The following is a 24618-nucleotide window of genomic DNA, read 5'->3' as shown; positions in this document are numbered from 1 at the left end:
ATGCCCTTGCTACGATCCCCAAGTCACCGGCTACTACAAGTCTTCTTCCCTCACATTTACCATAGGGTGAAATCCTGCGAATTCATGAGTCTGAGTGAGGAAACTTAATCATTTTGAGGGAGCCTAATAACTCTGCAGTTTGTAAGAAAGCGTCCAGCCGCTCCTTTTGTAGCAGATGATGACGGTAATGCATCTCCACCATCGTGAACCATTCGACTGCGTTTAACGCGCCGAAGGCTACGGCTGGATGAGTCGCCTTTCGCTGCAGCCGTTCTGGGTCTATGGTCTGCAGCGACGTCCCAATCTCATGCATGCGGTGCCATGCTTCCTCAAGCTTAGCGAGAAGCTGCTCCTTGCTATCTGGCTGAGGAGGCGTATATTGCAAGTCGGCTGGTACCTGAATGCGGACCGGTGGGAAGCTCCCTTGCTCAAACACGGCATGGCCGGCCTTCGTCTTCCCGCCGCCCTCCTCGCTGCCGCCACCGAGCGCCATGCACTGCTCCGCAAGACGGAGCTGCAAGTTCAGCGTGGAATGGGGCAGATGCAGGTACATTTGCCCAAGCGACCATTCGTTCTCGCTCGGCTTGCGACACAATTCCGTTAGACTATACTTGTCCAGCTCCCGAACATAATGCTTCGAAATCTCGTCGAACATTACCAAAATATCCCTGATACCTATGTTCTTGTTCATCAAGATCATCTCCTCGAATACTGAAGTACTCTCATCATATGACCCTTTAATATGGTGCTTGTATCACTATCAGCGATCAAAAGCAAGACTCGCAGCAAGACCTGTCAAGACACTTGCCATTAGCCAACGCTGCACCCGTAGCCATATTGGGCGTGTACCAAACCACACAGCAACCCTGCTTGCTATAAGAACAATAAGCAGGTTAATGGTAAAGCTGACGGCGTGTTAGATCTACAAACTGAGGTAAGAGTGAAACATACAAAACAGCAATTTTGGGGTTCAGTAGATTTGTCATAAATTCCATCAAAAATAATTTTTTCGGAGGCTCAATAGAAGAGTATTAGGCTTGAGAACGGAAGCAGCACCTGGTTTGACCGCATTCCAAGCGAGCCAGAGCAGGTAAACAGCACCGGCCCACTTGACTGATTCGTAAACGAACGGAACCGTTATGAAAAGAGCCGAGAGACCGAACATGGTTGCGATCATGTAAATCACGAATCCAAGTAAAACACCAAGAAGCGAGATGACTCCAGCTGTACGACCTTGCGAAATAGTACAAGAAATTAGATAAATCATGTTAGGGCCAGGAGAACAAACCATGCCAAGCGAAACAAATACAAAGGCAATAAAAGTACCAAAACTCACCAATTCACATTACTCCTCTCCTAGTTTATCAAAGTTATTATATATCCTAAGTCCAACTGTGATAACATTTTTTGTAAGGAGTATGAAGGCCAAGGATAAGAAAATAAAGTCCTAGATATCTAAGTACTAAGAAAACACTTTATTTTCTTTGACCAACATAAAAAAAGTGTAGAGAAAGAATACCTCTTTCTCTACACGCTGAGAACTCGGACTCCGAGTTTTTTTATTAGAAATCGAAATTATCTGGGTCTGGACCTACACGATGGTTTTGATTCAAGCCATCAATGATCTCCATTTCCTCTTTCGTCAATTCAAAGTCAAACACATTCGCATTTTCAACAATACGATGCTCTTTTGTTGATTTTGGAATAGTAACAACCCCGTTTTGCAAGTCCCAACGCAAAATAACTTGGGCAATAGATTTATTATGCTTGTTCGCAATTTCCTGAATAACTTCGTTGTCCAGCAACTGACCTTGCATGAGAGGTGACCATGCTTCGAACTGAATATCGTTGGCTTGGCAAAATGCTTGAAGCTCTTTTTGAGTTAAGCGCGGATGGTATTCTACTTGGTTGATCATCGGCTTAATCTCAGCATCCTTCATCAAGTCTTCCAAATGATGAATTTGGAAATTACTTAAGCCAATTGCATTTACGCGGCCTTCTTTATAAAGAGTCTCCAAAGCTCTCCAAGCATCTTTATATTTTCCTTCAACTGGCCAATGAATCAAATATAAATCCAAATACTCTAAACCGAGTTTCTTCAAGCTTGTTTCATAAGCAGCAATCGTAGATTCGTATCCCAAATCTGCGTTCCAAACCTTAGAAGTGACAAATAGCTCTTCTCTTGAAATGCCTGCTTCTTTTAAGCCATCTTGGATCCCTTGGCCAACGCCTTCTTCATTGCCATAAATCGCTGCTGTATCTACACTGCGGTATCCATGTTTAATCGCTGTTTTTACTGCGTTAACCAATTCAGGGCCTTCTTCGACTTTGAAAACGCCAAGTCCAAACCAAGGCATTTTCACACCGTTATTCAAAGTTGTTGTATCTTGCAAATTTTTTGCCACCATAATGAAAACCTCCAAAAATTTTTATTAGATTTTGCTTGTTTGATCTTTTCGTTCCATAGCTCTGCTAAACCCAGTTAAGACTGTAGCCGCTAATACCATAAGTGCACCAATCCAAGTTGTATGAATAAGTCCTATCGAGTCTGTAACAACACCGCCTACAAAGGAACCTATCGCAATCCCGGCATTAAATGCAGCAATATTGATTGCTGATGCCACATCAACTGCACTAGGAACAAAGCGCTCAGCCAGTATCACAACATAGACTTGCAAGCCTGGCACATTCATAAATGCTAACAGCCCCATCAACAGGATGGTTATCAATCCAGCAACTTTAAATGGTGCTGTAAACATCAAAATAAATAAGACGACTGCTTGTACAATAAACATATAGAACAATGCACCAATTGGGTTTCGATTCGATAACTTACCTCCAATCATATTCCCAATTGCAATCGCGATACCGTAAGCTAACAAAATGACAGCTACTGTTCCTTCTTTAAACCCAGTGATGTCTTGTAGCAATGGTGATAAGTAGGTAAACACGACAAATGTTCCGCCATATCCTAATGCTGTAATGATGAACAAAAGCAATAACCGACCATTTGTCACTAGTTTAAGCTGATCACGAAAAGAAGTCTTTACTCCTTTACGCAAATTAGATGGAACAAGAATGCTATTTGCAATTAAAGCAATAACACCAATGATAACAATAGCAATAAAGGCTGTTCTCCAACCTAGCTGCTGTCCAATAAATGTCCCAAATGGAACACCAGTTACCGTAGCTACAGTAAGACCTGTAAACATAATGGAAATCGCACTAGCTCTGCGGTCTTCTGGAACTAAATCGGCAGCAATTGTCGATCCTATTGACATGAAGACCCCATGTGAAAATGCGGAGATCACACGTGCTACTAGCAATATCCCAATTGTCGTGGAGAGTGCAGCAACAGTATTGCCAATAATAAAGACAATCATGATCCAGAGTAATAATTTCTTACGTGACATACTTGATGTCAAAGCTGTCAAAATCGGAGCTCCAAACGTCGCTCCTAACGCATATAAGGACACCGTTAATCCGGCCGTGGTTACGGGAATACGTAAATCATTTGCAATAAGCGGCAGCAAGCCGACACTGATGAATTCAGTTGTTCCGATTGCAAAAGCACTTACAGCCAAGGCAAGCAATGCTAACATGCTTTGCTTTTTACTTAGTTCCATATTATCTCCTCCTTTTTTCTGTTATATAAATGGGAACTTTCTTTCCAGCGAATAATAAATTTTGAAATGCATCCGTCTCAAAATGTTATATTGATTTTTAAGAAAGTATGGTATTCATCGGCCGGCAAATGTTATTATGAGATATATCATCCATAAAGAAAAGTACGCACTTTTAAGTTATATAGAAACCTAAAAGTAATATAGGTACTTTTTAGTGCCTATAAGAAGGAGGAGAACCAAGATGCAAAAAAAGAAATACAATATCTCTGTTGAAGCGACATTAGAAGTCTTAGGTGGCAAGTGGAAATGTGTGATTCTATGCCATCTGACTCACGGAAAAAAACGGACAAGCGAATTAAAGCGCCTCATGCCAAATATCACACAAAAAATGCTTACCCAACAGCTGCGCGAGCTTGAAGAGGATGGGGTTATCAATCGAATCGTGTACAATCAAGTTCCACCAAGAGTGGAATACGAGCTTAGTGAATATGGACAGAGCTTAGAAGGGATTCTAAGTGCACTATGTGCATGGGGTGAAAAGCATTTAACGAGAGTATATGGAGATAAGTTTGCTGTTTTAGAAGATAGTGTGTTGAATGAACAGCTTAAGTAAGGGGATATCCGGAGTTTGGTTAAGTAGAGGGCATATGTGTAAGCACAGATAGTGAGAAGGGCTTTGCTTTCCGTAATGGAGGCAGAGCCCTTTTTGTATACGCCGCGGCCAGGCTCGGAAAGTGGTGCAATGCCTTGTCAGATGCCAGGCCCTAAGTCGGTACTAATAGAACAGATCGAAACATATTCATATCAAAAGTAAAACAATAAAAAGGGGGCGCACAGCTATTTGATGAAAGTTAAAGTTGGCTTACGGCCCATTGTAAGCAAGTTAAATATGCCCACTGTTTTGAAAACAGCGATCCTTCCGGGTGAATCAATTGAAAGATTATTTATTGCAACTCAAGTAGGTGAGATCTTTTACATAGGGGACGGGGATATAAGAACCTTTTTAGATATTCGCTCAAGAATCATAACACTAGGTGCCTCTAATGGTGGGTATGATGAACGGGGATTGATAGGGCTAGCCTTTCATCCTGATTTTTATTTTAATGGTCTGTTTTATCTCCATTATTCAGTGGCTGGAACCCAAGGCCCTGGTTCTCTTCCAGGTGAATTTGAATCTTTTAAGCCGAGCCCGTGTGATCCTAAAACCTTAAACTTGAAGTGGTTAAATCGAGAAACGTATTATGATCATATTGATACCGTTGAGGAATGGATTCTACATGCGAATGGACAACCTCAAAAACGGCGGACATTACTGAATATAAGAAGACCATTTTTAAATCATAATGGCGTCAATAGCTTAAACTTCTCACCTGAAACAGGAAAACTTATTTTGACAACCGGAGATGGCGGATCAGGCTATGATCCATTTAATTTAAGCCAAACGGATATGGAAATCGCGGGTAAAATCATTGAAATTAATATTTCCAAACCTACATTTATCGATAATCTGCCCGTAGTTACACGTTTTAATGAGCTGCCTGTGTCTATTCAGGAAACACTTGCGGTAATGGCCAAAGGGGGCCGCAATCTGCCAGGCATTGCATTTCAAAGGTTATCTTATAATCAGTACATCAAATACGTAGGAAGTGTCGGACAGGATCTCGTAGAGTCGATTTTTGCATTCATTCATTATAAACCCATACCGGTTACTCAGCTTGTTCAAGCTTCTTCGACTTTGACGAATTCTGTCCTTGACCAAGAAGGATTTATTAACTTTGGCTGGCGAGGGTGGGAAGGCGTTTTTCCTACTTCGTTCATTACAGGCTGTTCTGCAGATCCGGCTTTGGCTGAGAAGACAATTTCTTATTACGATGAAGCGATCACGACTTCAGTGCGGTGTCTTCCGCCTCTCATTAGTTATTTTCATAAAGATCCCCGAGCCGATAAGTTTGGAGGAACTGCCCTGACTGGGGTTCAGACCTATATGGGAAATGCAATCCCCGGTTTAACGGGAAGTGTTGTGTTTACGGATCTCGCCAGAAATGAAGGATCTCCCCCTCCAGTTAGAGGAGTTTTAGCTTATACCAGGGTAAGAACGGATTGTAAACAAAGTGATTTTAGTGTGATTGAAACCGATTATGATTTTGGGTCTCAATCCGCTTATTATGTTAGTTTGGGAACGAGTCTGAGTCAATCCAGACTGTATTTAGGGGTTTATGGCTCTGTAAAAGTGGCTGATCGTCACCAAGGAACTGTGTTTGAGATTGTTCCATAGTTCGTAACTATTGTTCGGGTTGAGCTCACTACTGCGAAGCCGACACTCAGCAATCCATATAAGGCGTATCCTATGGCAGAAGGTTCTTCTTTATAAATGATAATCGGTATTGTCCATGTTCTTATTTGATAAAAATACTGAAAATATTGCAGCGGATATGGTAAAATCGAAATTGGTATCAAAAACCAATTTTTATAAAGGAGAGAGCTTCTCATGATTATCGAGTTCATTCGTTTGCGTTAATTTGAAGCACAGTTCAACTACTCTCATCATTTTATTGAAAAATGTATGGGTTTATTTGAGTGTATCTTTTTAAATTATTCGAATGAAATGAGGAGTATCTCATGAGTGAAAAGATAAGAAAAATCAATGGAATTGAGATATGCACAGAGAGTTTTGGCAGTCCAACTCATCCACCCGTCCTGTTGATTATGGGAGCCATGTGTTCTATGGTTTATTGGGATGATGAATTCTGCCAAAGTTTGGCTGACTCGGGCCGTTATGTGATTCGATTTGATAACCGAGATGTGGGACGTACAACGACCTATCCGCCAGGGAAGTCCCAATATTCCGTGGTAGACATGGCTGATGATGCAGTTGGGGTGCTTGATTCATACGGAATTGACCGAGCGCATCTCGTCGGATTGTCACTGGGTGGCATGATTGCACAGATAATCGCTGTCAAATATCCTCAAAGAGTTCTAAGCATGACTTTGATTGCCTCATCTATTTTTGGATCTGATGACAACGACAGGGGATTGCCTCCGATGGATGAAAAGATACTTGCTTATCATGCGGATGGAGCAGCACTGGATTGGTCGGATGAAGAGGCGGTTGCAAAATACCTGGTCAAAGGCTCTAGCCTGCTTTGTGGTTCCAAGCATGACTTCGATGAGAATAGAGTGAATAAGCAAGTAATGCGCGAGATCAAACGAGCTAATAATCTGCTCAGTATGTTTAATCACGCACTGCTTACAGGTGATGACGCCTACGAAGGGAAGTTAAAAGAAATCAATGTGCCTGCTTTGGTTATTCACGGTACGGATGACACGATTCTTCCATTAGAACATGGTGTTGCACTTGCTGAGGAAATACCGAATGCATCCTTATTAACGCTTGATGGAACGGGGCACGAAATACACTTCGACGATTGGGATACGATTATTCAAGCAATTTCGAACCACACATCGTTGGAGTAATCGTGGATGCAGAAATCTTATTTTCCGCGATATATAGAGGTGATATAAATGATATTAGTGAGCTCTTGCTTAGCAGGCTTAGAGGTGAGATATAATGGTACACATTGTTTAGATTCAAAGATACTCCAATTGTTAGAAGCAGACCAAGCGATAACAGTATGTCCAGAATTGCTTGGGGGCTTTACGACTCCAAGGGAGCCAGCTGAGATCGTTGGCGGTTGTGGGGAAGATAAGTGTTAAAAAGCAATAGCGGCAGTCTAAGACTGTATTTTTCAGTTGGAGACTGCCGCTGGTTTTATATTGAAGTCAAGGTAACACTTTATTTCCTATAGACATCTGTTTCATCAGCCTGCCGGAGGCAGGTCGGTCAGCATATCCGCTAAGTCAAGAAAAAAATCTCCCGTATTTTTTAGGCCCAATCCAACGATATCGAGATGATCCCAGGAATCCATGAGTCCTAAGTAGTTCCATTTTCCAATCTGCGGCTTTCCTTGGTAAGTAATGATTTGATCGTTTGATCCGTTTTTCGGGCCGTCCATGGAAATCGTATTTACCAGCCCATCATTTGGCCACCATTCCTCATCGATGACTACATGCCCTGGGGAATCGAACGAAAAGGAACCGACAAAATAGCTCGGCGGCAGCAATAACGGATTCATGAGCAGCTTTGGCGCATGCCATCCGGATAGCGGGATACGATATGATTTGTTGGTGGCGATCGAGAAATAATAGACGCTCGGATTTGCCTGTATTTGCTCGTTGAACTGTTTGGCCCCGTCAGGACTTAAATCCCACAGTGAACTGTCTTTTGATATTCTCCAAAATTTACTGTTTATTACCCGTTGGAAATAATCGAAAAAGGAATCATCGGGCATTCGCTTCAATCCCCATTGATCCAATTTGAAATCATATAGGGGGTGCTCGGCATTGCCAGAAGCTGCGGCAATCAAGCCAATCAGCTGGTGGATGAAGGGAACTACTCCCTCTACAAAATGCGTAAAGCTGGTGCCATCATGCGGCGCAGCGAGGGAAACGAGGCTGCTAACATACGGAAGTGGTTGATCACTGAACAACGGGGATAGATCAGATGCATCGGTGACAGCACGTTCAGCAGCATCTCCTTTTTCCAATAGATGAATCAGCATGCGTGCAGTTTGTCCTCCCATGCTGTGTCCAATTACATGAATTTGCTTCGGACGCCCCGTATTCGGGTCGATCTCTCCCCATGATGGATACATCCCTTCATACGATCTGCCATATCGCTCGTGACCATACAGTTCCGAGTGGGCTTGACCGTAATCTACGGTTCCCCCTTTAATTTGCGCATACAACTCACAGGCACGATCCCAATTGCTCGATACCGTCCCTATCGCAGCTGTATATACGGAATGACCGTGTTTCCTTAATTGTCCTTGAATATCGCCCAATCCGCCCCAGTATTTAAACGAAAACATTTCGTCTCTTCCCCAGCCTCCAAATCCATGAACCAGCACGATAGGGAAGTCATTGTTAGCAATGATATTGTTGACAATGGCATCGTCGGCCTGCGCGTGAACAGACGGCAAGTTGTTAGGAAGAATAGAGTAACAAAGAATAAAGAGTAGCAAAACGCAGCTTGACAGTTTACGGCTCATAAAATGCCTCCTATCTAGTTTTGTAATCGCTTTCAAATACAGTTGCTCTCAAAATTCCGCTATTCTTTCTGTTCTAGCATTGCTGGATTCATGAAGATTCAAAAGGAGATTTTTGTGGTGTGTTGACGGAATGGCGTGTTGAGGGGGACAGTTAGCATGATGTTATACATTTACATTTACCATATAAACCTAATATTTACAACTATGTAAATTAAATATTTGCTAGTAAATAGCTTTTTGAAGCATTTGTCATCCAGTGATAGTTTTGGAGAGTTGATTAGTGAGGAGTGCGAAAGAAGCAGATATAAAAGGGAGTAAAGAATGGGCTGAATCCACTAGCAACGATAGGGAAACGGTACAAATGCGTTTGGGAAAGGGGCTGCTGAATGAAAAAATGGAGCCGTCTCTGCGTCATTGTTCAATGACCTGTGAGACGGCTCCATCCTTGTATGCCCCGGGGAGGTTGCGGTGGAACTGAGGTTTTGCGCTTCCGTAGCGAGCTTCGTGTTACGAAAGCTGCTTATAGCAGCGAAGGTGAGGTTGCAGAGCAGCGGGCAGCAAAGGGGAGTGATTGCAAACCGGGGCGTTTAGTTAATTTAGCTCTATGTTCAAAAATGGGTTTGAAACGGTTCCCCTTACGTGAACTGCTCTGCCTCCGTCGAGTCTGTGTAGGCGGTTGTAGATGAAATTCCGCCCGAAATCGCTTGTGCCACCTCGTCGAAGTAGCCTGTGCCGACCTCGCGCTGATGCTTAACCGCTTCATAGCCGAGCTGTTCCAAGGCGAATTCAGCCTGCTGCAGGTCGGAGTAGGCGGCCATGCCACGCTCCTTGTAGCCTTGCGCCAGCTCGAACATGCTGTAATTGAGCGCGTGGAAACCGGCTAGTGTCACGAACTGGAACTTGTATCCCATACGTCCAAGCTCGCGCTGGAAGCCCGCGATTGCCTTATCGTCCAGCTTCTTCTTCCAGTTGAAGGAAGGCGAGCAATTATAAGCGAGCAGCTTGCCTGGATATTTGGCATGGATCGCTTCGGCGAATTGCCGTGCTTCATCGATGTTCGGCTCGGACGTCTCGCACCAGACGAGATCTGCATAAGGCGCATAGGCGAGACCGCGCGCAATCGCTTGTTCAATCCCAGCACGGGTATAATAGAAGCCCTCCGGAGAACGTTGCCCCGTCAGGAATGGCCGATCGTACGGATCGACGTCGCTCGTCAGCAGTTGGGCCGCATTGGCGTCCGTACGTGCGATAATCAAGGTGCCCGTGCCCATAACGTCGGCAGCCAAGCGGGCTGCAATCAAATGACGAATGGCTTGCTGCGTAGGCAGGAGCACCTTGCCGCCGAGATGCCCGCACTTTTTCTCCGAAGATAGTTGATCTTCGAAGTGTACGCCTGCGGCTCCTGCTTCAATCATCGCCTTCATGAGCTCGAATACATTGAGCGACCCTCCGAATCCTGCTTCGGCATCTGCCACGATCGGGGCAAAAAAGTAGGTTTCGTTTTTGCCTTCCGCATGTTGGATTTGGTCGGCCCGCTGCAGGGCTTGATTAATCCGCTTCACGACCTGCGGCACACTGTTGGCCGGGTATAAGCTTTGATCGGGATACATATGACCCGACAGGTTGGCGTCTGCGGCTACCTGCCATCCGCTTAAGTATATGGCGGGCAAGCCAGCTTTTACCTGCTGCACGGCTTGATTCCCCGTCAATGCTCCAAGCGCGGGCACGAATTCTTCGGTATGCAGCAGATGCCAGAGCCGTTCGGCTCCCATCTGGGCTAACGTATGCTCCACCTGGACAGAACCGCGAAGCCGGATCACTTCATCGGCAGAATAGGTACGCGTTACGCCTTCCCACCGTTCTCCTTTCCATTTCGTCTCCAATTGTTGAATCGTATGCTTATCCTTCACGGCAGCCATCTCCTCATATTCAATGATTTCATCCCAGCAATTCATAGCCCATCACCGTCAAAAACTCGCTGCAAGTTTCTTCGCTAATCAAATTTACGAACAATTGCTTCGCCTCAGTGAATCTGCGGCCCGCGAAGTCATCTTGGCCGATTGACTCTTCAATCTTGGACATTTCTTCTTCCGTCAGCTTCAACACAAGCTCAAGCGTGATGTCGTTTCCATTCGTAAGCCGGCCTTCCGGATGACGAATCCATTGCCACACCTGAGTGCGCGATATCTCGGCCGTCGCCGCATCCTCCATAAGATTGAAGATCGGTACGGCGCCGAATCCCCTCAGCCATGCTTCGATATATTGCAGACCGACACTGATATTCGTCCGCAGTCCCTGCTCGGTAATTGTGCCTTCTGGTAAAGCGAGCAGGTCGCTTGCCGTGACACGGACATCTTCGCGTTTTTTCTGAAGCTGGTTCGGCCCCTTCATCTGTTCATTGAATATTTCCATTGCGATCGGAACGAGTCCAGGATGGGCGACCCAAGTTCCATCATGGCCGTCATTTGCTTCGCGTTGCTTATCGGCGCGCACTTGCTCCATTGCCTTCGCGTTAGCCTCGGCGTCATTCCGAATTGGAATCTGGGCTGCCATGCCGCCCATGGCATGCGCATCGCGTTTGTGACAGGTACGGATGACGTACTGCGTGTACGCCCGCATGAACGGCACGGTCATCGTGACCTGTGAACGATCGGGGAGCAGCGCATGTCTATGACGGTTCAGCCGCTTAATGAAGCTGAAGATATAGTCCCAGCGACCGCAGTTCAAGCCAGCGCTATGCTCCCGCAGCTCGTATAAAATTTCATCTGCCTCAAATGTGGCCAGAATCGTCTCGATGAGCACGGTTGCTTTAATCGTTCCTTGAGGGATGCCCAGCTCTTGTTGGGCAAACACGAATACATCGTTCCATAGTTTTGCTTCTTGATGGGACTCCAGCTTGGGAAGATAGAAATAAGGTCCGGATTGATTCTCGATGAGGGTACGAGCATTGTGGTAGAAATAGAGTCCGAAGTCGACAAGGCTGCCTGAGGCATTTTCTTCGCCTATGCGAATGTGTTTCTCCTCCAAATGCCAGCCGCGAGGACGAATTAACAGGTAAGCGGTTTGTTCGTTCAGGCGGTAGGCTTTGCCCTCTGGGCTCGTAAAGGTGATCGTGCGGCGGATGGCATCGCGCATATTGATTTGGCCGCGGATCGAATTGTCCCATGTCGGGGAATTGGCATCTTCGAAGTCGGCCATGAAGCCTTTGGCGCCGGAATTGAGCGCATTGATGACCATTTTTGCATCCCCGGAGGGGCCAGTTATTTCCACCCGTCGGTCTTGGAGATCGGAAGGCACAGGGGCGACGCTCCACTCACCGTCCCGAATGTGCCTCGTTTCCGGCAGGAAGTCGGGGAGTTCGCCGGCATCCAGTCGGCGTTGGCGCTCGGCACGGTCAGAGAGAAGCTCTAATCTGCGGGCATTGAACCGTTCATGGAGCTTTCCGAGGAACTCGAGTGCCCCAGGCGTCAAAATCTCGGCGTACGGTTCAGGCATGTGACCGAGTACAACAATTTCCTTGCAATTGTTAGCGGGCATTTTGGACATGAATAATTACCTCCCTCTGCTGAAAGCCGGACTCAAATAGGCGGCTTGCAAAATATTCGTGATCGAGTCTTGTTCATTGAATTCGTAATCCAGGCTGCCGCTTCCGTTGCAGCGCAGGCAAGGCGTGATGCCATGCCCTTGGCATGAGCCACATTGGTGGCCGCTCTCCTGTTTTCCGTGTCCTTCGCATTCCAAACATTCCATTTCTCCATTGCCATGACAGTAGTAGCAGTCCATTCCAAACGCCTCCTGAGTCATTTAGGTTATCTGTTATAATACAGATTTGTCATTCGTTGATCTGTATTATAACAGAGCTTTTGAGAATGAAAAGCCCCTTTTTTAAGAAAATTTTCCATAAACAAAGGTCAATCCCAATAGGGGTGCGGCTTTTGCTGCAAAAAATATTTTTTTTATCCACCTGCCCGGCAAAAATTCTATTCTCAAAAAAAAGGTCGCAGAGTACCCGGCGGTTTGCCGATTCTCTGCGACCTTTTGGTATATTTTTTATTTATTTTCCTTCCTCATCGGCCGAGGGACCATAGAGGCCTGGCAGCGGAATATCGAGTAACCGCAAATAAACCCCGAGCTGTGCTCGATGATGGATCATGTGGCTTATTCCGATTGTGCGAAGCGCGATCGCCCGCGGCTGGCGCAGGATGATATGGTCACCGTTTCGCAAAGTCCATTCCTCGCTAAGGGCGTTTTCGTCACATTCAGCTAACAACCTTTCAAGCTCCACGACATTTGCATCGAATTCTTTCAGCACGTCTTCACGTCTTTCCAAAGCTTCTCGACGATTCGGCACGGTTGAAAGATCGAATTCCGGGTAACGAAAAATTGCGATTTGCCAATTCAGCAGGTTAATCAGGTGCGTGGCTAGCCCGCCTAACGACATCGATTTCACATGCGGCTTCCACGTCAAATGCTCTTCGGGTAAGCGCTCCAGTATGCGGCGTGTAATGGCCAGTTCTTGCAAGGCATCTCCGACGATTAATTGTTTTACCATGGATTTTTCCTCACTCCTTCTATGGCTAGAATACTATACAACCAGTCGAATGGAAAAGATCCCCTGAAAGCATTTTGACATACATTTGCAACATCAAAACTTGTTGGATATGATTATCCAGCAAAGCGTTTCTAGTGTAATAGAACAATAATCTCTACAGTTGATAAATGGACGTCACCAAAGCACTGAAGGATAGGAATTGGTGTACAGTGACAATAATGTTATGTAAAAATAAGTTTTCATTTTAGGAGAGAGCGACATGGAAGTTTTTTCAGAATATTTAGAAAAAATTGAGCACCCACAGCATCGGGATCGAACAGAAGAGGTTTTGGCTTGGATCATTCAGAAATTTCCGATTTTAATGCCCAAAATCGCGTGGAATCAGCCTATGTTTACCGATCATGGCACATTTATTATTGGCTTTAGTGTATCCAAGAATCATTTAGCTGTTGGCCCCGAAAGGGCTGGGATTATTCATTTTTCTGATGAAATTGAGCAGGCTGGCTATGAACAGACGAAGCAGTTGTTTCGTATTCCGTGGAGTAGTCCGGTTCCTTTCTCATTACTTGAGAAAATGATTGCGTTCAATATTTTGGATAAGGCAAACTGCTCAACCTTTTGGCGAAAGTAATATCATGTATGATGGAGCCCCCTTAAATGCTAAGGGGGTTATTTTATGCTCTCTTTTTATTTTGTTCATGATAGTAGCATCACGTGAAATGGAATAGGTTTGGTAATACGGATGACTGAATTGTATATTTTACCAATATGTGTTTTTGAGGTATAATTAGAAATTATAACCATCCCATTTCGGTCCAATCCCAAAGCAAAGTAAAGAGGAGATGGCGAAGCATGAAGAGACTTGGCATTCTTATTTTAGCTGCTACCTTAGGGGCAGGCTTCAGCAACAGTGTACATATTCAGGCAGCAGCAGCGGAACAAACTTCAATCAAAATCCCAACGAATTTGGCTTTAGGCGGGAAGGCAACGGCCAGCGGAGAGTTCGCGCCGGATCAAGGGAAGGATAAGGCATTCGATCAAGATATTTTTTCAAAATGGTTGACGTTCAACAGCCCGGCATGGCTGCAATACGAGTTTCCTGACGCGAAAGTCGTAACCTCATACTCGATTACTTCTGCGGAGGACGAGCCATATCGAGACCCGAAAAGCTGGGTGTTAACAGGCTCTAATGACGGGGCTAGCTGGACTCAGCTGGACGTGCAGCAGAATCAAAGCTTCACCTCCCGGCACCAAACGAAAACTTATTCATTTTCCAATCAGACAGCGTATAAATTTGTGAAATTCGATAACTTTCATAATCAAAATGGAAGCGGAATGCTGCAGGTCTCCGAAATCAAGCTATATGATGGCAGCTCAAAGAAATGGAGTACGACCAAGCCCGAGGTTGCAGCCAGCGGAGAAAATAAGCCTAACAATACCAAAGAGAATCTGGTGGACGGGACTAGCGTTACAAAATGGTTAACAAAAGATAATACTGCATGGCTGACATTCGATTTCGGCAAGTCGGTGACAATCGATGGTTACTCGCTTACGGCAGCTGATGATAGACCTGAACGCGACCCTAAAAGTTGGGTTCTTCAAGGATCGAACGATAATAAGAACTGGACTAGTATAGATAAGAAAAGCAATGAGATATTCAAGGTTCGACATCAGCGCATGTATTATCTTTTAGATAACAATACCGCAGCGTATCAATACTATAGACTCAGCAATATGAAAAATCACAGCGGAAACTCCATGCAATTGGGTGAAGTCGAATTCTCGCGTACGAATGATGTCGGGCATGCCATCAACCCAAAAATCGAAGTACAGATCCTTGATTCAACGAGTAAAGGTAAATTATTTAAGAAAGCTCTTCCCAATGCAGAGAAAGAAATATTGGCGGTCGCACGTAAAGTACATGAGATGTTATACATGAGTCCGGCCGATGCGCCTGTAGATGTCAAAAAAATATTAGTTACGATAGTAGACGCTCCTGGGGTGGCTTGGACATCGGGAGATGCCACGCTGAAGACAGTAGGCTTCAGTGCGCAGTATCTGCAAAAGTTTGTAGAGAGCCCTGCCAAATCGCTGCGCGACGAAATAATTGGAATCCTTTATCATGAAATCGGTCATGTTTATCAATATAGTAATTTTGATGTAGAGGCAATAGCCGATAGCTTGCGCTATAGAGCGGGCTACCATGACCGTTATAGCGCGAGAAAGGGAGGAATCTGGGAGAAGCAGGGGACAGCGAATTTCCTTCGCTGGATAGAGGATACGAAAAAACGAGGCTTCATTCGTGAATTAAATGCGACCCAGATCCCTTACAACATTGGAGGAGAAAATGAAAAAAGATTGTGGAAGGAACGTCAAATTAAATTGATTACCGGAACAGACGTGCAGACGCTTTGGTCACAGTATCAAGCGTCACTTCCTAATTAGGTCTTAGCCAAATACACATGAAAAAATCGGATTGATTGCAATATTGCGAAATTCATATCATTAAAAATTAACCCCCTTGAATGTCAAGGGGGTTAATTTTATGAACTGAACCAATAGGGAATTTTAGTCGTTGATTGGAAATTCTTTATTAAAGAATACAATAGATTTGATTTCCTTATCATTTATAACATTTTTAAAAGTTTTGTTCGTAAACATTTGCCCAGTTATAAGATCCATACTATCTGATCCACTAAAAAAGTTTGTCGTCTCTGAGGATCCATCTTTATAGTTTATTGTGATAGGGAAGTTATCCAATGACTTACCGTCAATTTTCCCTCTGTCAGCGGTATTGGAAATCTCACGTAGCGAATTACTCTCAAGCTTTAACGTAATTGAAATTGGCGAGATGGAGATCGTTTTTAACACGGCCTTATGACCATACATGTCGATGTCTTGGTTGATCTGATACACGCTGGAATATTCTTTAAAATCCAGCTTAACTGTTGTTTTCCAAGTACCTGGTATGACCGTTTCAAAATCTTTCGTAAGGAGATTTCTGATTTGCAAGTTCTCGAATTCGAAATCAAATGTACGTCCAGCTAATGAATGTTTAGTCGTAATCTTCATGATCAAGTTGATACTATTGGCATTCGGATGTCCATCATCTAGCACATCGAACCCCCAACTATATCCGAACCTATCTTTCCCCGCCCCATCATAGCGAAGATAGGTACTTTCAAAACGGTATTCATCTGCATCTAACACAGTCCCATTTGGAGCAGTAAAGTTCATGAGGATATAGGTTCGATTACTATCGCCGACGACTTGCTTCAACGTAAGCGTACCATTTTCATTTTTTATTTGCTTATCGATGATATAGGCGTCATTTGATAAAAATTGTGCCTGCCCCTGGTTTGCGGGCTTCAGAAATTTTATAAATGCTTCATCTAACCCGATATAGGCCGCTGCCAAAGCTGTTGTCGTCAAGCAGCCTAACAGGATGGCAAACAGCAGCGCGGGTCTTAAACGTCTCGCGGGAGTAAACCTGCTCTGTTTTTTCGCTTCGTTCTGGCTATGTACGACAATGTTATGAAACATTTTTTCTTTTTGCTCCGATGTAGGCGCAAGAGCCTCAAATAGCCGATTAATCTGTTTGTCGCTCAAGATAATTACCTCCCAAGTCCGCTTTAAGGAGCTGCCGGCCTCTGGCTAGCTGTGTTTGAATCGTGCTTTCCTTGTATCCTATCATCTCTGATATTTCCTTTATCGAGTACGTCTCGTAATAATAAAGGTACAGCACGGTTTTATACTTTTCGGGAAGTGACAGCAGCCTTGCGAGCATTTTGCCAGATGCCTCCTGACCATTCCAAGAGGAAATCTCCGGTAGGGACTTTGCATCGACGCGCCGGGATTTCCACCAATGCTTTAATACGTCTTTACAGTAATTTCGGGTGGTTACCAAAAACCAAGCTTTTTCGTGCTCATGGTCATTGAATACCACCTGAGATTGAATAAGTTTTATAAATACAGATTGAACAGCGTCTTCTGCATCAGCGGGATTTTTCAAATAGATATAGCTCAGCCTGTAAACTACATCTACATGCCGTTGATAGAGTTCGGCCAATTCCTTATCCGTACGCAATAAAGAATTGCTTTCCATTTTTTCGCCTCCTATATACAACACGATCGGGAGCTCGAAAATATCCCATTCCGATAAACTTTTTAACAGTTAACATTTTATCGACCATACCTGCCTTGCTTTTGAAGCACAATTAGGTAAGCCGCGAACAACGATAACGAAAGGAGATGTGATATACTCAGGGGAATAATTTAGATAGTTTATAAATATATCGGAGGAGCAATCGAGATGCTGTCGGAAAAAGTGGTCAATTATTGCAGAAGCAAAAACTGGTGGTTTGAAGACATTGATGAGGAGTATAAAAACGCATTAGTAAAGTTAGGCATTGATCTGGGTTCTGATTTTGCTGCTTTTTATTTGCATGCAGAGGAAGGGCCGACTTTCTATAATAGACGATATGAAATCTATCAGATTTGTTGGTTTATGATCAATTCTTTGGATTATATGTTAGCAATGGAGAATGCTCATGCCGTTTTAAAACTGCCTGAAGAATATATTCCGTTAGATAGCTTTGAAGGGGAATACGGTTTTTTTTATAATAAGAACACAGACGAAGTGATAGGCTTAGGATTGGGTCAGCAAATGGAGGATTTTTATGCTGGTAAACTGGATTCGCAATGGAAAAGCTTTAATTCCTTCCTCGAGTGGTATTTTGAACTGACAGAATCGTGAATAGACTACATAAAAAAGGGCCGCCATACCGCTGCAATGGAGCTAACCTGATGGTGTGGAGTACTCCGAATGAAGACGGCATGACGGCCTTATATTATATGAAACAAACGTTAAATCAAGGCCATGAACGCTCGCCTTTCATTACTTGTGCGCCCATTTCCAGATCACTTGTATTCTTGAAGTTCGGATAGTCTTTCTTCATCGCTGCAATCAGCTCAGTTGAATTTTTGGACTGTTTAGCCGCTTCTTCAAATTTTGCAATATAGTCACGAGTGAAGGTGACGCTGGACGTATTCTCGGAGCTCTTGCCTAGGTAATGGCCAGGGATAACCCGTTCCGGCTTCAGATCAAGAATCTGCTTCAAAATTTCCCGCCAGTGGTCACGGCTCTCTGGAGTCTGGTTGTCTGCCATCCAGACATGCAGGTTCTCGTAGATAGGTACGCCGCCCAAGATTGTTTTTTTCGATGGAACCCAAAGCACAGTATGGGACGGATCAGAACCATTGAGACCGACTATCTGCACGGTTTCACCATCGACTGTCAGCTTATCACCGTCTAGGACATCAGGGACAATCAGCTCTGTCGGAGCGTTTTCTTTCAGGATTGGGCTCCAGAAGTCATTCTTAATCTTGATGGTTGCCTTAATTCCTTCCACGGTTGCCGGAGTAGCAACGATTTTTACGTCTGGAAATGCCTTGCGGATTGCCGACAGACCGAAGTAGAAATCTGGATCCTTATGGCTTACATAGACCGTAGTCAGCTTCTTTCCAGTGTCTTGGATCATTTTGACCAGCTTTTCGGCGTTGCTCTTTTCGAACTGTGCATCGACAAGCACGACCTCTTTCGGCCCTTCGATTAGGCTCGAACTGACAGAGAAGAGGCCGTTTTCTCCAGGGTTGAATGGCGTGATCTTCAGTTCAGCTGCCTGCTTCTTAGGTTCTTCTTTGTTCTCGTTGTTTGTCGTGTTCGCTTTACCGGCGCATGCACTCAGCAATAGGGTAAAAGCAAGCAATAAAATAACTCCGATCGATGATTTCTTTCTAAACATCAAAAATCTCCCTCTTCCTTATGTTGATAACAATTTTAAACAGAAACGTGTAACGATACGCAGCTCAAGCTGCTCACTCTTATATCATTTGAGTGATTTACCACGATCCAACCACCAATTCGTGGTTTCCTAAAAGTAGGTAAAGTATGCCCGTCACAGTTCATAAGCATTCAGCTTTATCTTGATTGTTTGCGTATTTGGCAATCAGCATATCCAGCAGATCGTAATCAACATTCTCCTTTCTAACGTATTTCGAGATCTAAAGTTGTAACTGTTATAGTTACAACTGTTCCAAAAAAAATGGGCTCACTTTTTATAAATCATTTTGAACCGCAATGGAAATTCTACTGCTTATTTGCATTAGTGTGTTCTCGAGATGTAACTATTATAGTTACAACCAATAAAGAGTGTCAAGGCTGGTTTTTGAAATACTATAAAATTCCAAATATTTATTGACAGTACATGGTTGGGAGAGAGCTTTGAATTTTTTATGATACTGATTTGAAATCGAAATGAACAGTTTGCGGTTGTAGCGATTTTATTATATGGATCGTAGCAGAAGAGGTTAAAAACACTTAGTGTTTGCAATTATGAAAAATGACTCAAGATAATGATATTGTATCCTGGTTAGATAAATGTTAGATGATCATGCTAAAGTGGTGTCGGGTGAGATTATGGAGATTAGAATTTTGGTGGTCGAGGATGATGAGCATATCAGAACGATGGTTCAAAAATTTTTGCAAAATGCGGGGTATCGAATCGATACGTGTTCGGATGGCGATGACGCGCTAGAGCAATTTTATAACACACAGTATCACCTCATCATACTGGACATTATGCTGCCCGGCATGGACGGGCAGGAGCTTCTGAAAGAGTTTCGTAAAATAAGCGACACCCCGGTATTGATGATGACTGCATTGAGCGATGATCAGAATCAACTGACCGCTTTTACCAATGAAGTGGACGATTACGTAACCAAGCCGTTCTCTATGCCGATTCTTGTCAAACGTGTTGAAGCGCTTCTACGACGCAGCGGGGCTATTAAAAAAGAAATTACAGCGGGTAAGCTGACATTATTCCCCGAAACCTACGGCGTGGAATATAGCGGTGAAAAAATTCAGTTATCGCCCAAGGAATTCGAGATTTTAATGCTGCTTACACAAAACAGCCATAAAATTGTGCCACATGGAACGTTATTAATTAAGATTTGGGGATATGATTTTGATGGAAATGAGGGCATTATTCATGCAAGCATCAAAAAGCTAAGGGATAAATTGCCTAAAAATCTCATTAAAACCGTCAAGGGGATTGGCTATTGTTTGGAGGTCGAGGATCATCAAGCGTAGATTTTTCGGGATTTATGGAAAAGTGTTTTTCTATACTGCGTTGATATTGCTCTTTATTATCTTTTTTATGTTCATCTTTTTCTCCGACCAAATCAAATCTGTCGTTGAGTCAACACAGCGACAGCAAATATCAAATGTATTTCAGCCCCTTCTCAATCATCTGCATGGAAAATCTGATGATGAGATTATGATTATGGCTAAAGATTTCCACGAAAAAAACACCTCCTTTGAATTTCGCTTGGAGGCTTCCGATGGACAAATTCTTTATCAGACCGAAAATTTTACCCTGACGAGAAATGATATCGGATTACTGCCATCAGGCAATGCAATCGTGAAAGGGAATCCATTCACGGAGCGTAAATTTCATTTTATAACCGCCGATGCCAGCGGTCGGTTTCAATTCCTAATGAAGGCTTCCGGGGGCGTAGCCTTATATGTTACCGGTACGATATCTGGAACTTCTGTATATCACGAGTTTATCGAAAAAATGATTTTTGCTTTTTTGATGATACTCATGGTAAGTCTCCTTGCCGCAGCTCTATTTGCCAGACAAATCGCAAAGCCAATCGAAAAAATCGCGCAGGACACCAAGAAAATGTCTGATTTGGAGCCAGTTACTGCTCCTGGTTCCCGCAAAGACGAGATTGGTCAGCTTGCTGGAGATGTCTATAAAATGTATAGAACATTACTAGCAACGATTCAGCAATTGGAAATTGAAATTGAACGGGAAAAAGAGATGGAAGAGAATCAGCGATATTTTTTCTCTGCCGCTTCGCATGAGTTAAAGACGCCCATCGCCGCCACCAGTGCATTGCTGGAGGGGATGTTGGAAAATGTTATACCGCCGGCGGAACATCCAAAATATGTACGAGAATGCTTGAAAATGATGAATGAACAAAATAAACTGGTCTCGGAAATTTTAGATATTGTGACACTGAGCAATGATATGGCGGGACAGGAACGTGAGAGCATCCATCTAAATAAGTTAGTAACCGGGATTCTTTCTTCCTACCGCACGTTAGCAGATGTAAGAGAGCAGAGCATCGATGTGAACATTTCGGAGAACCTATGCTGCACATTGGATCCGAAGCTGTTCCGCAAAGCGTTGTCCAACATTGTCATGAATGCGATCCAAAATACGCCGGAAGGTGGACGAATCCATATCTATACGCAGGACATGAAAAAATGCGTTCGTCTTTGTGTCTTCAACAACGGCGTGAGGATTCAGGAGGAAATGCTAGCTAAGCTCTTTGAGCCCTTTTACCGTGAGGATAAAGCCAGAAGCCGGAGTCAGGGGCGCAGCGGCCTGGGCCTAACCATTGTGAAAAAAGCGCTCGATTTAATGGGAATCTCCTTTGCGCTTGAAAATGTGGATAATGGCGTGTTATTTCATATGGATCTACCTCACGAATAGAATGATGTTTAACCGATAAACCGGCAGATGAACCTGCCGGTTTTTTTAGGTTGAAATCAAAAGTTAGATTCAAGTTAGATTGGGACAGTATGCTGGTTCAGATGAGAAATCGGGGCTCGTCGCAAAAGGATTTTCAGGAGGAGAGAACATGTATATTTTAAAAAATGCGCTTCATAATGTTAGGCAAAATAGGGGCAGAAACATTCTGATCGGCGCAATCGTTCTGGGTGTTGTCGTGACTACCGTCATTGCGATCATGATCCGCAACACCGCAAATGGCATTATAGACGACTATAAAGGCCGTTTTGGATCGGAAGTGCGTCTTGAACCTGACATGCAGAAAATACGAGAGGAGGCTATGGCAAACAGTACAGATGGGCGAATTAGGGTAAGCATTCCTTCGGTTCCTGCTGACCAATATATCGACTTCGGTAAATCGGAATATTTGCAAAATAGCGTATATACGGCCAAAACAGGAGTAAATAGCGACCAAGTCACCGCGATTGACGCGGAGCTTGGCCCTGGAGGCGGTGTGATGAAGAGGGGCGGTCCAGATATGCCCCAGGATGAAGCCATGCAGTTCATGCTGAATCTTTTGGGGAATACATTTACTCAATTTGAGGATGGAACGCGGGAGCTTGCGGAAGGAAGGATGCCGGAAGAACGTAACGAGGCTATCATTAGTACGGATTTGGCGGAGAAGAACGGGATTCAAATTGGGGATAAGCTATCGTTATTTAGTGAATTGAACAATATGATGGAGGGGAAACGCACGGATATATCCTATGAATTGACCGTGGTGGGAACCTACAATGATGCGACGGATGAATACTCGGAAGGCTCAATGAAAAACGCTTTTGCCAACCGTCGCAATGAAATACTTACGACTTATGAAACAGTCGTTCAGGAAATTCAGCCAGATATGTCCGGTATCAAGGTTGAAGCGACCTATTATTTGAAGCAGCCCGACATGTTGGATGCGTTCGCTGAGGAAGTATATGATAAAGGGTTGGAGAAAACCTTTAACGTTACTACCGATGAGGCTTCCTATAATAAAATCATCGGTCCCGTGGAAGGACTGAGAGGCATTGCCGTGACGTTCATGGCGGTCGTGTTAATTCTCGGAGGCATCATTATCACCCTTCTTTCCTCGATGTCTATCCGAGAGCGCAAGTATGAAATCGGCGTCCTGCGGGCGATGGGGATGAAAAAAAGGAAGGTCGCTTTTGGATTGTGGTCTGAAATCATGATGATTACCTGTACATGTTTGGCGGTCGGACTTGGCATGGGCAGTCTGACGGCGCAGCCTGTCACCAACGCCCTACTTGCCAACCAGATTGAATTGGCAGAAGAGGCAGCCAATCAGCAGCCAAGCGGGGGCAATATGATGATGATGGGTCCGAAGAGTTCCTTTCCAAGTGCAGACGTGGAGCCGCTCAGCAGCATCGATCTTTCCTTAAATGTGGACTCGGCTCTTCAAATTATAGGAATCGCGTTATTGCTTGTATCCGCAGCCAGTCTCATATCTATCAGTCGAATTACTAAATACGAACCGATCAAAATTCTTATGGAAAGGAATTAAGTGATAAATATGAGTGTATTGACATTACAAAACGTCTCCTACAAATATGATGGCGCCAAAAAACACGTTCTGAAAGAGGTAAGCACAGCGTTCGAACCAGGCAAGGTATATACGATTATTGGCAAGTCGGGTTCTGGCAAGTCCACGCTGTTGTCGCTGATGGCGGGTCTTGATACTTGTAAGGAAGGCGCGATTTTATATCGAGACGATGATCTGAAAACAATTGACCGCGACGAATACAGGGCTAAGAGCATCGGAGTGATCTTTCAGGCATATAACCTGCTGACAAACGCTACGGCGGTTCAAAATATTGTGCTTTCGATGAACATCAGCAAGAGCCCTGAAAAGGATAAGAAAGCGTTTGCCTATGGAATTCTTGATAAAGTTGGAATTGACCGTGAAACAGCCGATCGTCCGGTACTGAAGTTGTCGGGTGGCGAACAGCAGCGCATTGGAATCGCACGTGCACTGTCGCATCATCCAGATATTATCATAGCCGATGAGCCAACCGGAAATTTGGACAAAGATACGGAAGCTGAGATTTTAAAGATTTTCACTTCGCTTGCCCATGATGAAGGTAAATGTGTCATTATCGTTACCCACTCTAAGAAGGTTACATCGATTGCGGATGAGGTTTTGGGGATACATGCGGGAAGACTGTTTGTAGTTGGAGAAACTCAATAAGTCATGACCGTGAGAATTGAACATTGACAGCAGGCATTCAGTTATCTGCACTTTTTATAAAATATAGCGAAAAGAGAAGAAAAACATGAGAAAAAAGAAGATTCCCATTTTGAGCATGGTTCTATATGCTCTCGCTGGGTTGCTGATGCTATATACGGCCTGGTCAGCGTCCCAGAGTTATGGTTATATTTCCGAAATGATAGCGATGGATCAGATGGTGGCCAGCGAAAATAGATACGAAATTGTAAACTTCTTTATGACAAGCTGTGCACAATATATGATTTTTGCCGTTATCCTAATTACATTAGGGTGGAACTTGCATTTGAACTCATCTTCTCATGCAGGAAATCCTAACCGTAGTGATCAAGCCGCTTCCGCTAGAGGAATACGCACGAATGAAAGCGATGAGGTTGATTTTGAAACGTGGTTTCAGAACAATGAAAAATGAGAATTCGTCTAAAGGCGTGCCCTGCTGGGCACGCCTTTAAATTGTTGAGAAATC

General features: G+C 44.0%; 22 protein-coding genes and 2 pseudogenes. 12 read left to right on the top strand and 12 right to left on the bottom strand.

Annotation, left to right across the window (positions count from 1 at the left end):
• Positions 1 to 82: 82 nt before the first annotated feature.
• From RQP50_RS29180 to RQP50_RS29165, 4 genes and pseudogenes are all read right to left on the bottom strand, one after another.
• On the bottom strand, positions 83 to 691 hold the full coding sequence (locus tag RQP50_RS29180; RefSeq protein WP_315747491.1) for a DinB family protein: 609 nt from the start codon (positions 689 to 691) through the stop codon (positions 83 to 85).
• 69 nt (positions 692 to 760) lie between these two features.
• Positions 761 to 1339: pseudogene (locus RQP50_RS29175) on the bottom strand (LysE family translocator).
• 223 nt (positions 1340 to 1562) lie between these two features.
• A complete protein-coding gene (locus RQP50_RS29170) occupies positions 1563 to 2405 on the bottom strand; it encodes an aldo/keto reductase (protein ID WP_315747494.1) in 843 nt (280 codons plus the stop codon).
• Positions 2406 to 2432: 27 nt separating this feature from the next.
• Positions 2433 to 3626 carry an MFS transporter gene (locus tag RQP50_RS29165; protein ID WP_315747490.1) on the bottom strand — a complete coding sequence of 398 codons (1194 nt, stop codon included), beginning with the start codon at positions 3624 to 3626 and terminating at the stop codon, positions 2433 to 2435.
• Between the two features lie 241 nt (positions 3627 to 3867).
• On the opposite strand from RQP50_RS29165, the gene RQP50_RS29160 reads away from it, so the two are divergent.
• The 4 genes and pseudogenes from RQP50_RS29160 to RQP50_RS29145 all read left to right on the top strand — a co-directional run.
• Positions 3868 to 4239 (top strand): winged helix-turn-helix transcriptional regulator, encoded by a 372-nt coding sequence (locus RQP50_RS29160; RefSeq protein ID WP_072727655.1) that lies wholly within the window; start codon positions 3868 to 3870, stop codon positions 4237 to 4239.
• Between the two features lie 228 nt (positions 4240 to 4467).
• Positions 4468 to 5901, top strand: a complete 1434-nt coding sequence (locus RQP50_RS29155) for a PQQ-dependent sugar dehydrogenase (protein WP_315747489.1) — start codon at positions 4468 to 4470, stop codon at positions 5899 to 5901.
• A gap of 344 nt (positions 5902 to 6245) precedes the next feature.
• Complete coding sequence (locus tag RQP50_RS29150; RefSeq protein WP_315747488.1) at positions 6246 to 7100, top strand: alpha/beta fold hydrolase; 855 nt, start codon at positions 6246 to 6248, stop codon at positions 7098 to 7100.
• Between the two features lie 48 nt (positions 7101 to 7148).
• Positions 7149 to 7331 (top strand): annotated as a pseudogene (locus RQP50_RS29145) (2-thiouracil desulfurase family protein); the annotation flags it as partial.
• Positions 7332 to 7444: 113 nt separating this feature from the next.
• Here RQP50_RS29145 and RQP50_RS29140 read toward each other — a convergent pair.
• The 5 genes from RQP50_RS29140 to RQP50_RS29120 all read right to left on the bottom strand — a co-directional run bounded on the left by RQP50_RS29140 (position 7445) and on the right by RQP50_RS29120 (position 13286).
• Positions 7445 to 8734 carry an esterase/lipase family protein gene (locus tag RQP50_RS29140; RefSeq protein WP_315747487.1) on the bottom strand — a complete coding sequence of 430 codons (1290 nt, stop codon included), beginning with the start codon at positions 8732 to 8734 and terminating at the stop codon, positions 7445 to 7447.
• Positions 8735 to 9369: 635 nt separating this feature from the next.
• Positions 9370 to 10653 (bottom strand): isocitrate lyase, encoded by a 1284-nt coding sequence (aceA, locus tag RQP50_RS29135; protein ID WP_315747493.1) that lies wholly within the window; start codon positions 10651 to 10653, stop codon positions 9370 to 9372.
• A 19-nt stretch (positions 10654 to 10672) separates the two neighbouring features.
• The gene (gene aceB / locus RQP50_RS29130) at positions 10673 to 12280 is read right to left on the bottom strand and encodes a malate synthase A (protein ID WP_251488326.1); all 1608 of its coding nucleotides are present in this window, start codon (positions 12278 to 12280) and stop codon (positions 10673 to 10675) included.
• A 6-nt stretch (positions 12281 to 12286) separates the two neighbouring features.
• Positions 12287 to 12517 carry a hypothetical protein gene (locus tag RQP50_RS29125; protein WP_021254037.1) on the bottom strand — a complete coding sequence of 77 codons (231 nt, stop codon included), beginning with the start codon at positions 12515 to 12517 and terminating at the stop codon, positions 12287 to 12289.
• Between the two features lie 271 nt (positions 12518 to 12788).
• Positions 12789 to 13286 carry a DinB family protein gene (locus RQP50_RS29120; protein ID WP_315747486.1) on the bottom strand — a complete coding sequence of 166 codons (498 nt, stop codon included), beginning with the start codon at positions 13284 to 13286 and terminating at the stop codon, positions 12789 to 12791.
• Positions 13287 to 13545: 259 nt separating this feature from the next.
• Here RQP50_RS29120 and RQP50_RS29115 point away from each other — a divergent pair, with 259 nt between their 5' ends.
• The gene (locus RQP50_RS29115; RefSeq protein WP_315747485.1) at positions 13546 to 13917 is read left to right on the top strand and encodes an iron chaperone; all 372 of its coding nucleotides are present in this window, start codon (positions 13546 to 13548) and stop codon (positions 13915 to 13917) included.
• A gap of 221 nt (positions 13918 to 14138) precedes the next feature.
• Complete coding sequence (locus RQP50_RS29110) at positions 14139 to 15731, top strand: basic secretory protein-like protein (protein WP_315747484.1); 1593 nt, start codon at positions 14139 to 14141, stop codon at positions 15729 to 15731.
• A gap of 123 nt (positions 15732 to 15854) precedes the next feature.
• Here RQP50_RS29110 and RQP50_RS29105 read toward each other — a convergent pair whose 3' ends face one another.
• Both RQP50_RS29105 and RQP50_RS29100 read right to left on the bottom strand, forming a co-directional pair.
• A complete protein-coding gene (locus RQP50_RS29105; protein WP_315747483.1) occupies positions 15855 to 16895 on the bottom strand; it encodes a DUF4179 domain-containing protein in 1041 nt (346 codons plus the stop codon).
• Entirely contained in the window at positions 16876 to 17391 is a 516-nt protein-coding gene (locus RQP50_RS29100; protein ID WP_072727647.1) for an RNA polymerase sigma factor, read from the bottom strand. Before RQP50_RS29100 ends, RQP50_RS29105 begins: the two co-directional genes overlap by 20 nt.
• A gap of 207 nt (positions 17392 to 17598) precedes the next feature.
• Here RQP50_RS29100 and RQP50_RS29095 point away from each other — a divergent pair, with 207 nt between their 5' ends.
• Entirely contained in the window at positions 17599 to 18042 is a 444-nt protein-coding gene (locus RQP50_RS29095; protein ID WP_315747482.1) for a hypothetical protein, read from the top strand.
• A 115-nt stretch (positions 18043 to 18157) separates the two neighbouring features.
• Here RQP50_RS29095 and RQP50_RS29090 read toward each other — a convergent pair whose 3' ends face one another.
• A complete protein-coding gene (locus RQP50_RS29090) occupies positions 18158 to 19090 on the bottom strand; it encodes an MBL fold metallo-hydrolase (protein ID WP_072727645.1) in 933 nt (310 codons plus the stop codon).
• Between the two features lie 674 nt (positions 19091 to 19764).
• Between RQP50_RS29090 and RQP50_RS29085 the strand changes: the two genes are divergently transcribed.
• From RQP50_RS29085 to RQP50_RS29065, 5 genes are all read left to right on the top strand, one after another.
• Entirely contained in the window at positions 19765 to 20436 is a 672-nt protein-coding gene (locus tag RQP50_RS29085; RefSeq protein ID WP_072727644.1) for a response regulator transcription factor, read from the top strand.
• Positions 20399 to 21850 carry a HAMP domain-containing sensor histidine kinase gene (locus RQP50_RS29080; protein WP_315747481.1) on the top strand — a complete coding sequence of 484 codons (1452 nt, stop codon included), beginning with the start codon at positions 20399 to 20401 and terminating at the stop codon, positions 21848 to 21850. Before RQP50_RS29085 ends, RQP50_RS29080 begins: the two co-directional genes overlap by 38 nt.
• 148 nt (positions 21851 to 21998) lie before the next feature.
• Positions 21999 to 23432 (top strand): ABC transporter permease, encoded by a 1434-nt coding sequence (locus RQP50_RS29075; RefSeq protein ID WP_072727643.1) that lies wholly within the window; start codon positions 21999 to 22001, stop codon positions 23430 to 23432.
• A 9-nt stretch (positions 23433 to 23441) separates the two neighbouring features.
• A complete protein-coding gene (locus tag RQP50_RS29070; RefSeq protein WP_315747480.1) occupies positions 23442 to 24116 on the top strand; it encodes an ABC transporter ATP-binding protein in 675 nt (224 codons plus the stop codon).
• An 85-nt stretch (positions 24117 to 24201) separates the two neighbouring features.
• The gene (locus RQP50_RS29065) at positions 24202 to 24564 is read left to right on the top strand and encodes a hypothetical protein (protein WP_072727641.1); all 363 of its coding nucleotides are present in this window, start codon (positions 24202 to 24204) and stop codon (positions 24562 to 24564) included.
• Positions 24565 to 24618 lie beyond the last annotated feature (54 nt).

The sequence above is a fragment of the Paenibacillus suaedae genome (assembly GCF_032337355.1).
GTDB classification, from domain to species: Bacteria; Bacillota; Bacilli; order Paenibacillales; family Paenibacillaceae; genus Paenibacillus_B; species Paenibacillus_B suaedae.
This window is presented reverse-complemented; position numbering and strand designations above follow the sequence as displayed.

Excerpts from the sequence above, each read along its gene's own strand:
- RQP50_RS29180 (WP_315747491.1), bottom strand. The coding sequence starts at position 691 with ATGAACAAGAACATAGGTATCAGGGATATTTTGGTAATGTTCGACGAG.
- RQP50_RS29165 (WP_315747490.1), bottom strand. The coding sequence starts at position 3,626 with ATGGAACTAAGTAAAAAGCAAAGCATGTTAGCATTGCTTGCCTTGGCT.
- RQP50_RS29160 (WP_072727655.1), top strand. The coding sequence starts at position 3,868 with ATGCAAAAAAAGAAATACAATATCTCTGTTGAAGCGACATTAGAAGTC.
- RQP50_RS29150 (WP_315747488.1), top strand. The coding sequence starts at position 6,246 with ATGAGTGAAAAGATAAGAAAAATCAATGGAATTGAGATATGCACAGAG.
- RQP50_RS29140 (WP_315747487.1), bottom strand. The coding sequence starts at position 8,734 with ATGAGCCGTAAACTGTCAAGCTGCGTTTTGCTACTCTTTATTCTTTGT.
- aceA (WP_315747493.1), bottom strand. The coding sequence starts at position 10,653 with ATGGCTGCCGTGAAGGATAAGCATACGATTCAACAATTGGAGACGAAA.
- aceB (WP_251488326.1), bottom strand. The coding sequence starts at position 12,280 with ATGTCCAAAATGCCCGCTAACAATTGCAAGGAAATTGTTGTACTCGGT.
- RQP50_RS29125 (WP_021254037.1), bottom strand. The coding sequence starts at position 12,517 with ATGGACTGCTACTACTGTCATGGCAATGGAGAAATGGAATGTTTGGAA.
- RQP50_RS29120 (WP_315747486.1), bottom strand. The coding sequence starts at position 13,286 with ATGGTAAAACAATTAATCGTCGGAGATGCCTTGCAAGAACTGGCCATT.
- RQP50_RS29115 (WP_315747485.1), top strand. The coding sequence starts at position 13,546 with ATGGAAGTTTTTTCAGAATATTTAGAAAAAATTGAGCACCCACAGCAT.
- RQP50_RS29110 (WP_315747484.1), top strand. The coding sequence starts at position 14,139 with ATGAAGAGACTTGGCATTCTTATTTTAGCTGCTACCTTAGGGGCAGGC.
- RQP50_RS29100 (WP_072727647.1), bottom strand. The coding sequence starts at position 17,391 with ATGGAAAGCAATTCTTTATTGCGTACGGATAAGGAATTGGCCGAACTC.
- RQP50_RS29095 (WP_315747482.1), top strand. The coding sequence starts at position 17,599 with ATGCTGTCGGAAAAAGTGGTCAATTATTGCAGAAGCAAAAACTGGTGG.
- RQP50_RS29090 (WP_072727645.1), bottom strand. The coding sequence starts at position 19,090 with ATGTTTAGAAAGAAATCATCGATCGGAGTTATTTTATTGCTTGCTTTT.
- RQP50_RS29085 (WP_072727644.1), top strand. The coding sequence starts at position 19,765 with ATGGAGATTAGAATTTTGGTGGTCGAGGATGATGAGCATATCAGAACG.
- RQP50_RS29075 (WP_072727643.1), top strand. The coding sequence starts at position 21,999 with ATGTATATTTTAAAAAATGCGCTTCATAATGTTAGGCAAAATAGGGGC.
- RQP50_RS29070 (WP_315747480.1), top strand. The coding sequence starts at position 23,442 with ATGAGTGTATTGACATTACAAAACGTCTCCTACAAATATGATGGCGCC.
- RQP50_RS29065 (WP_072727641.1), top strand. The coding sequence starts at position 24,202 with ATGAGAAAAAAGAAGATTCCCATTTTGAGCATGGTTCTATATGCTCTC.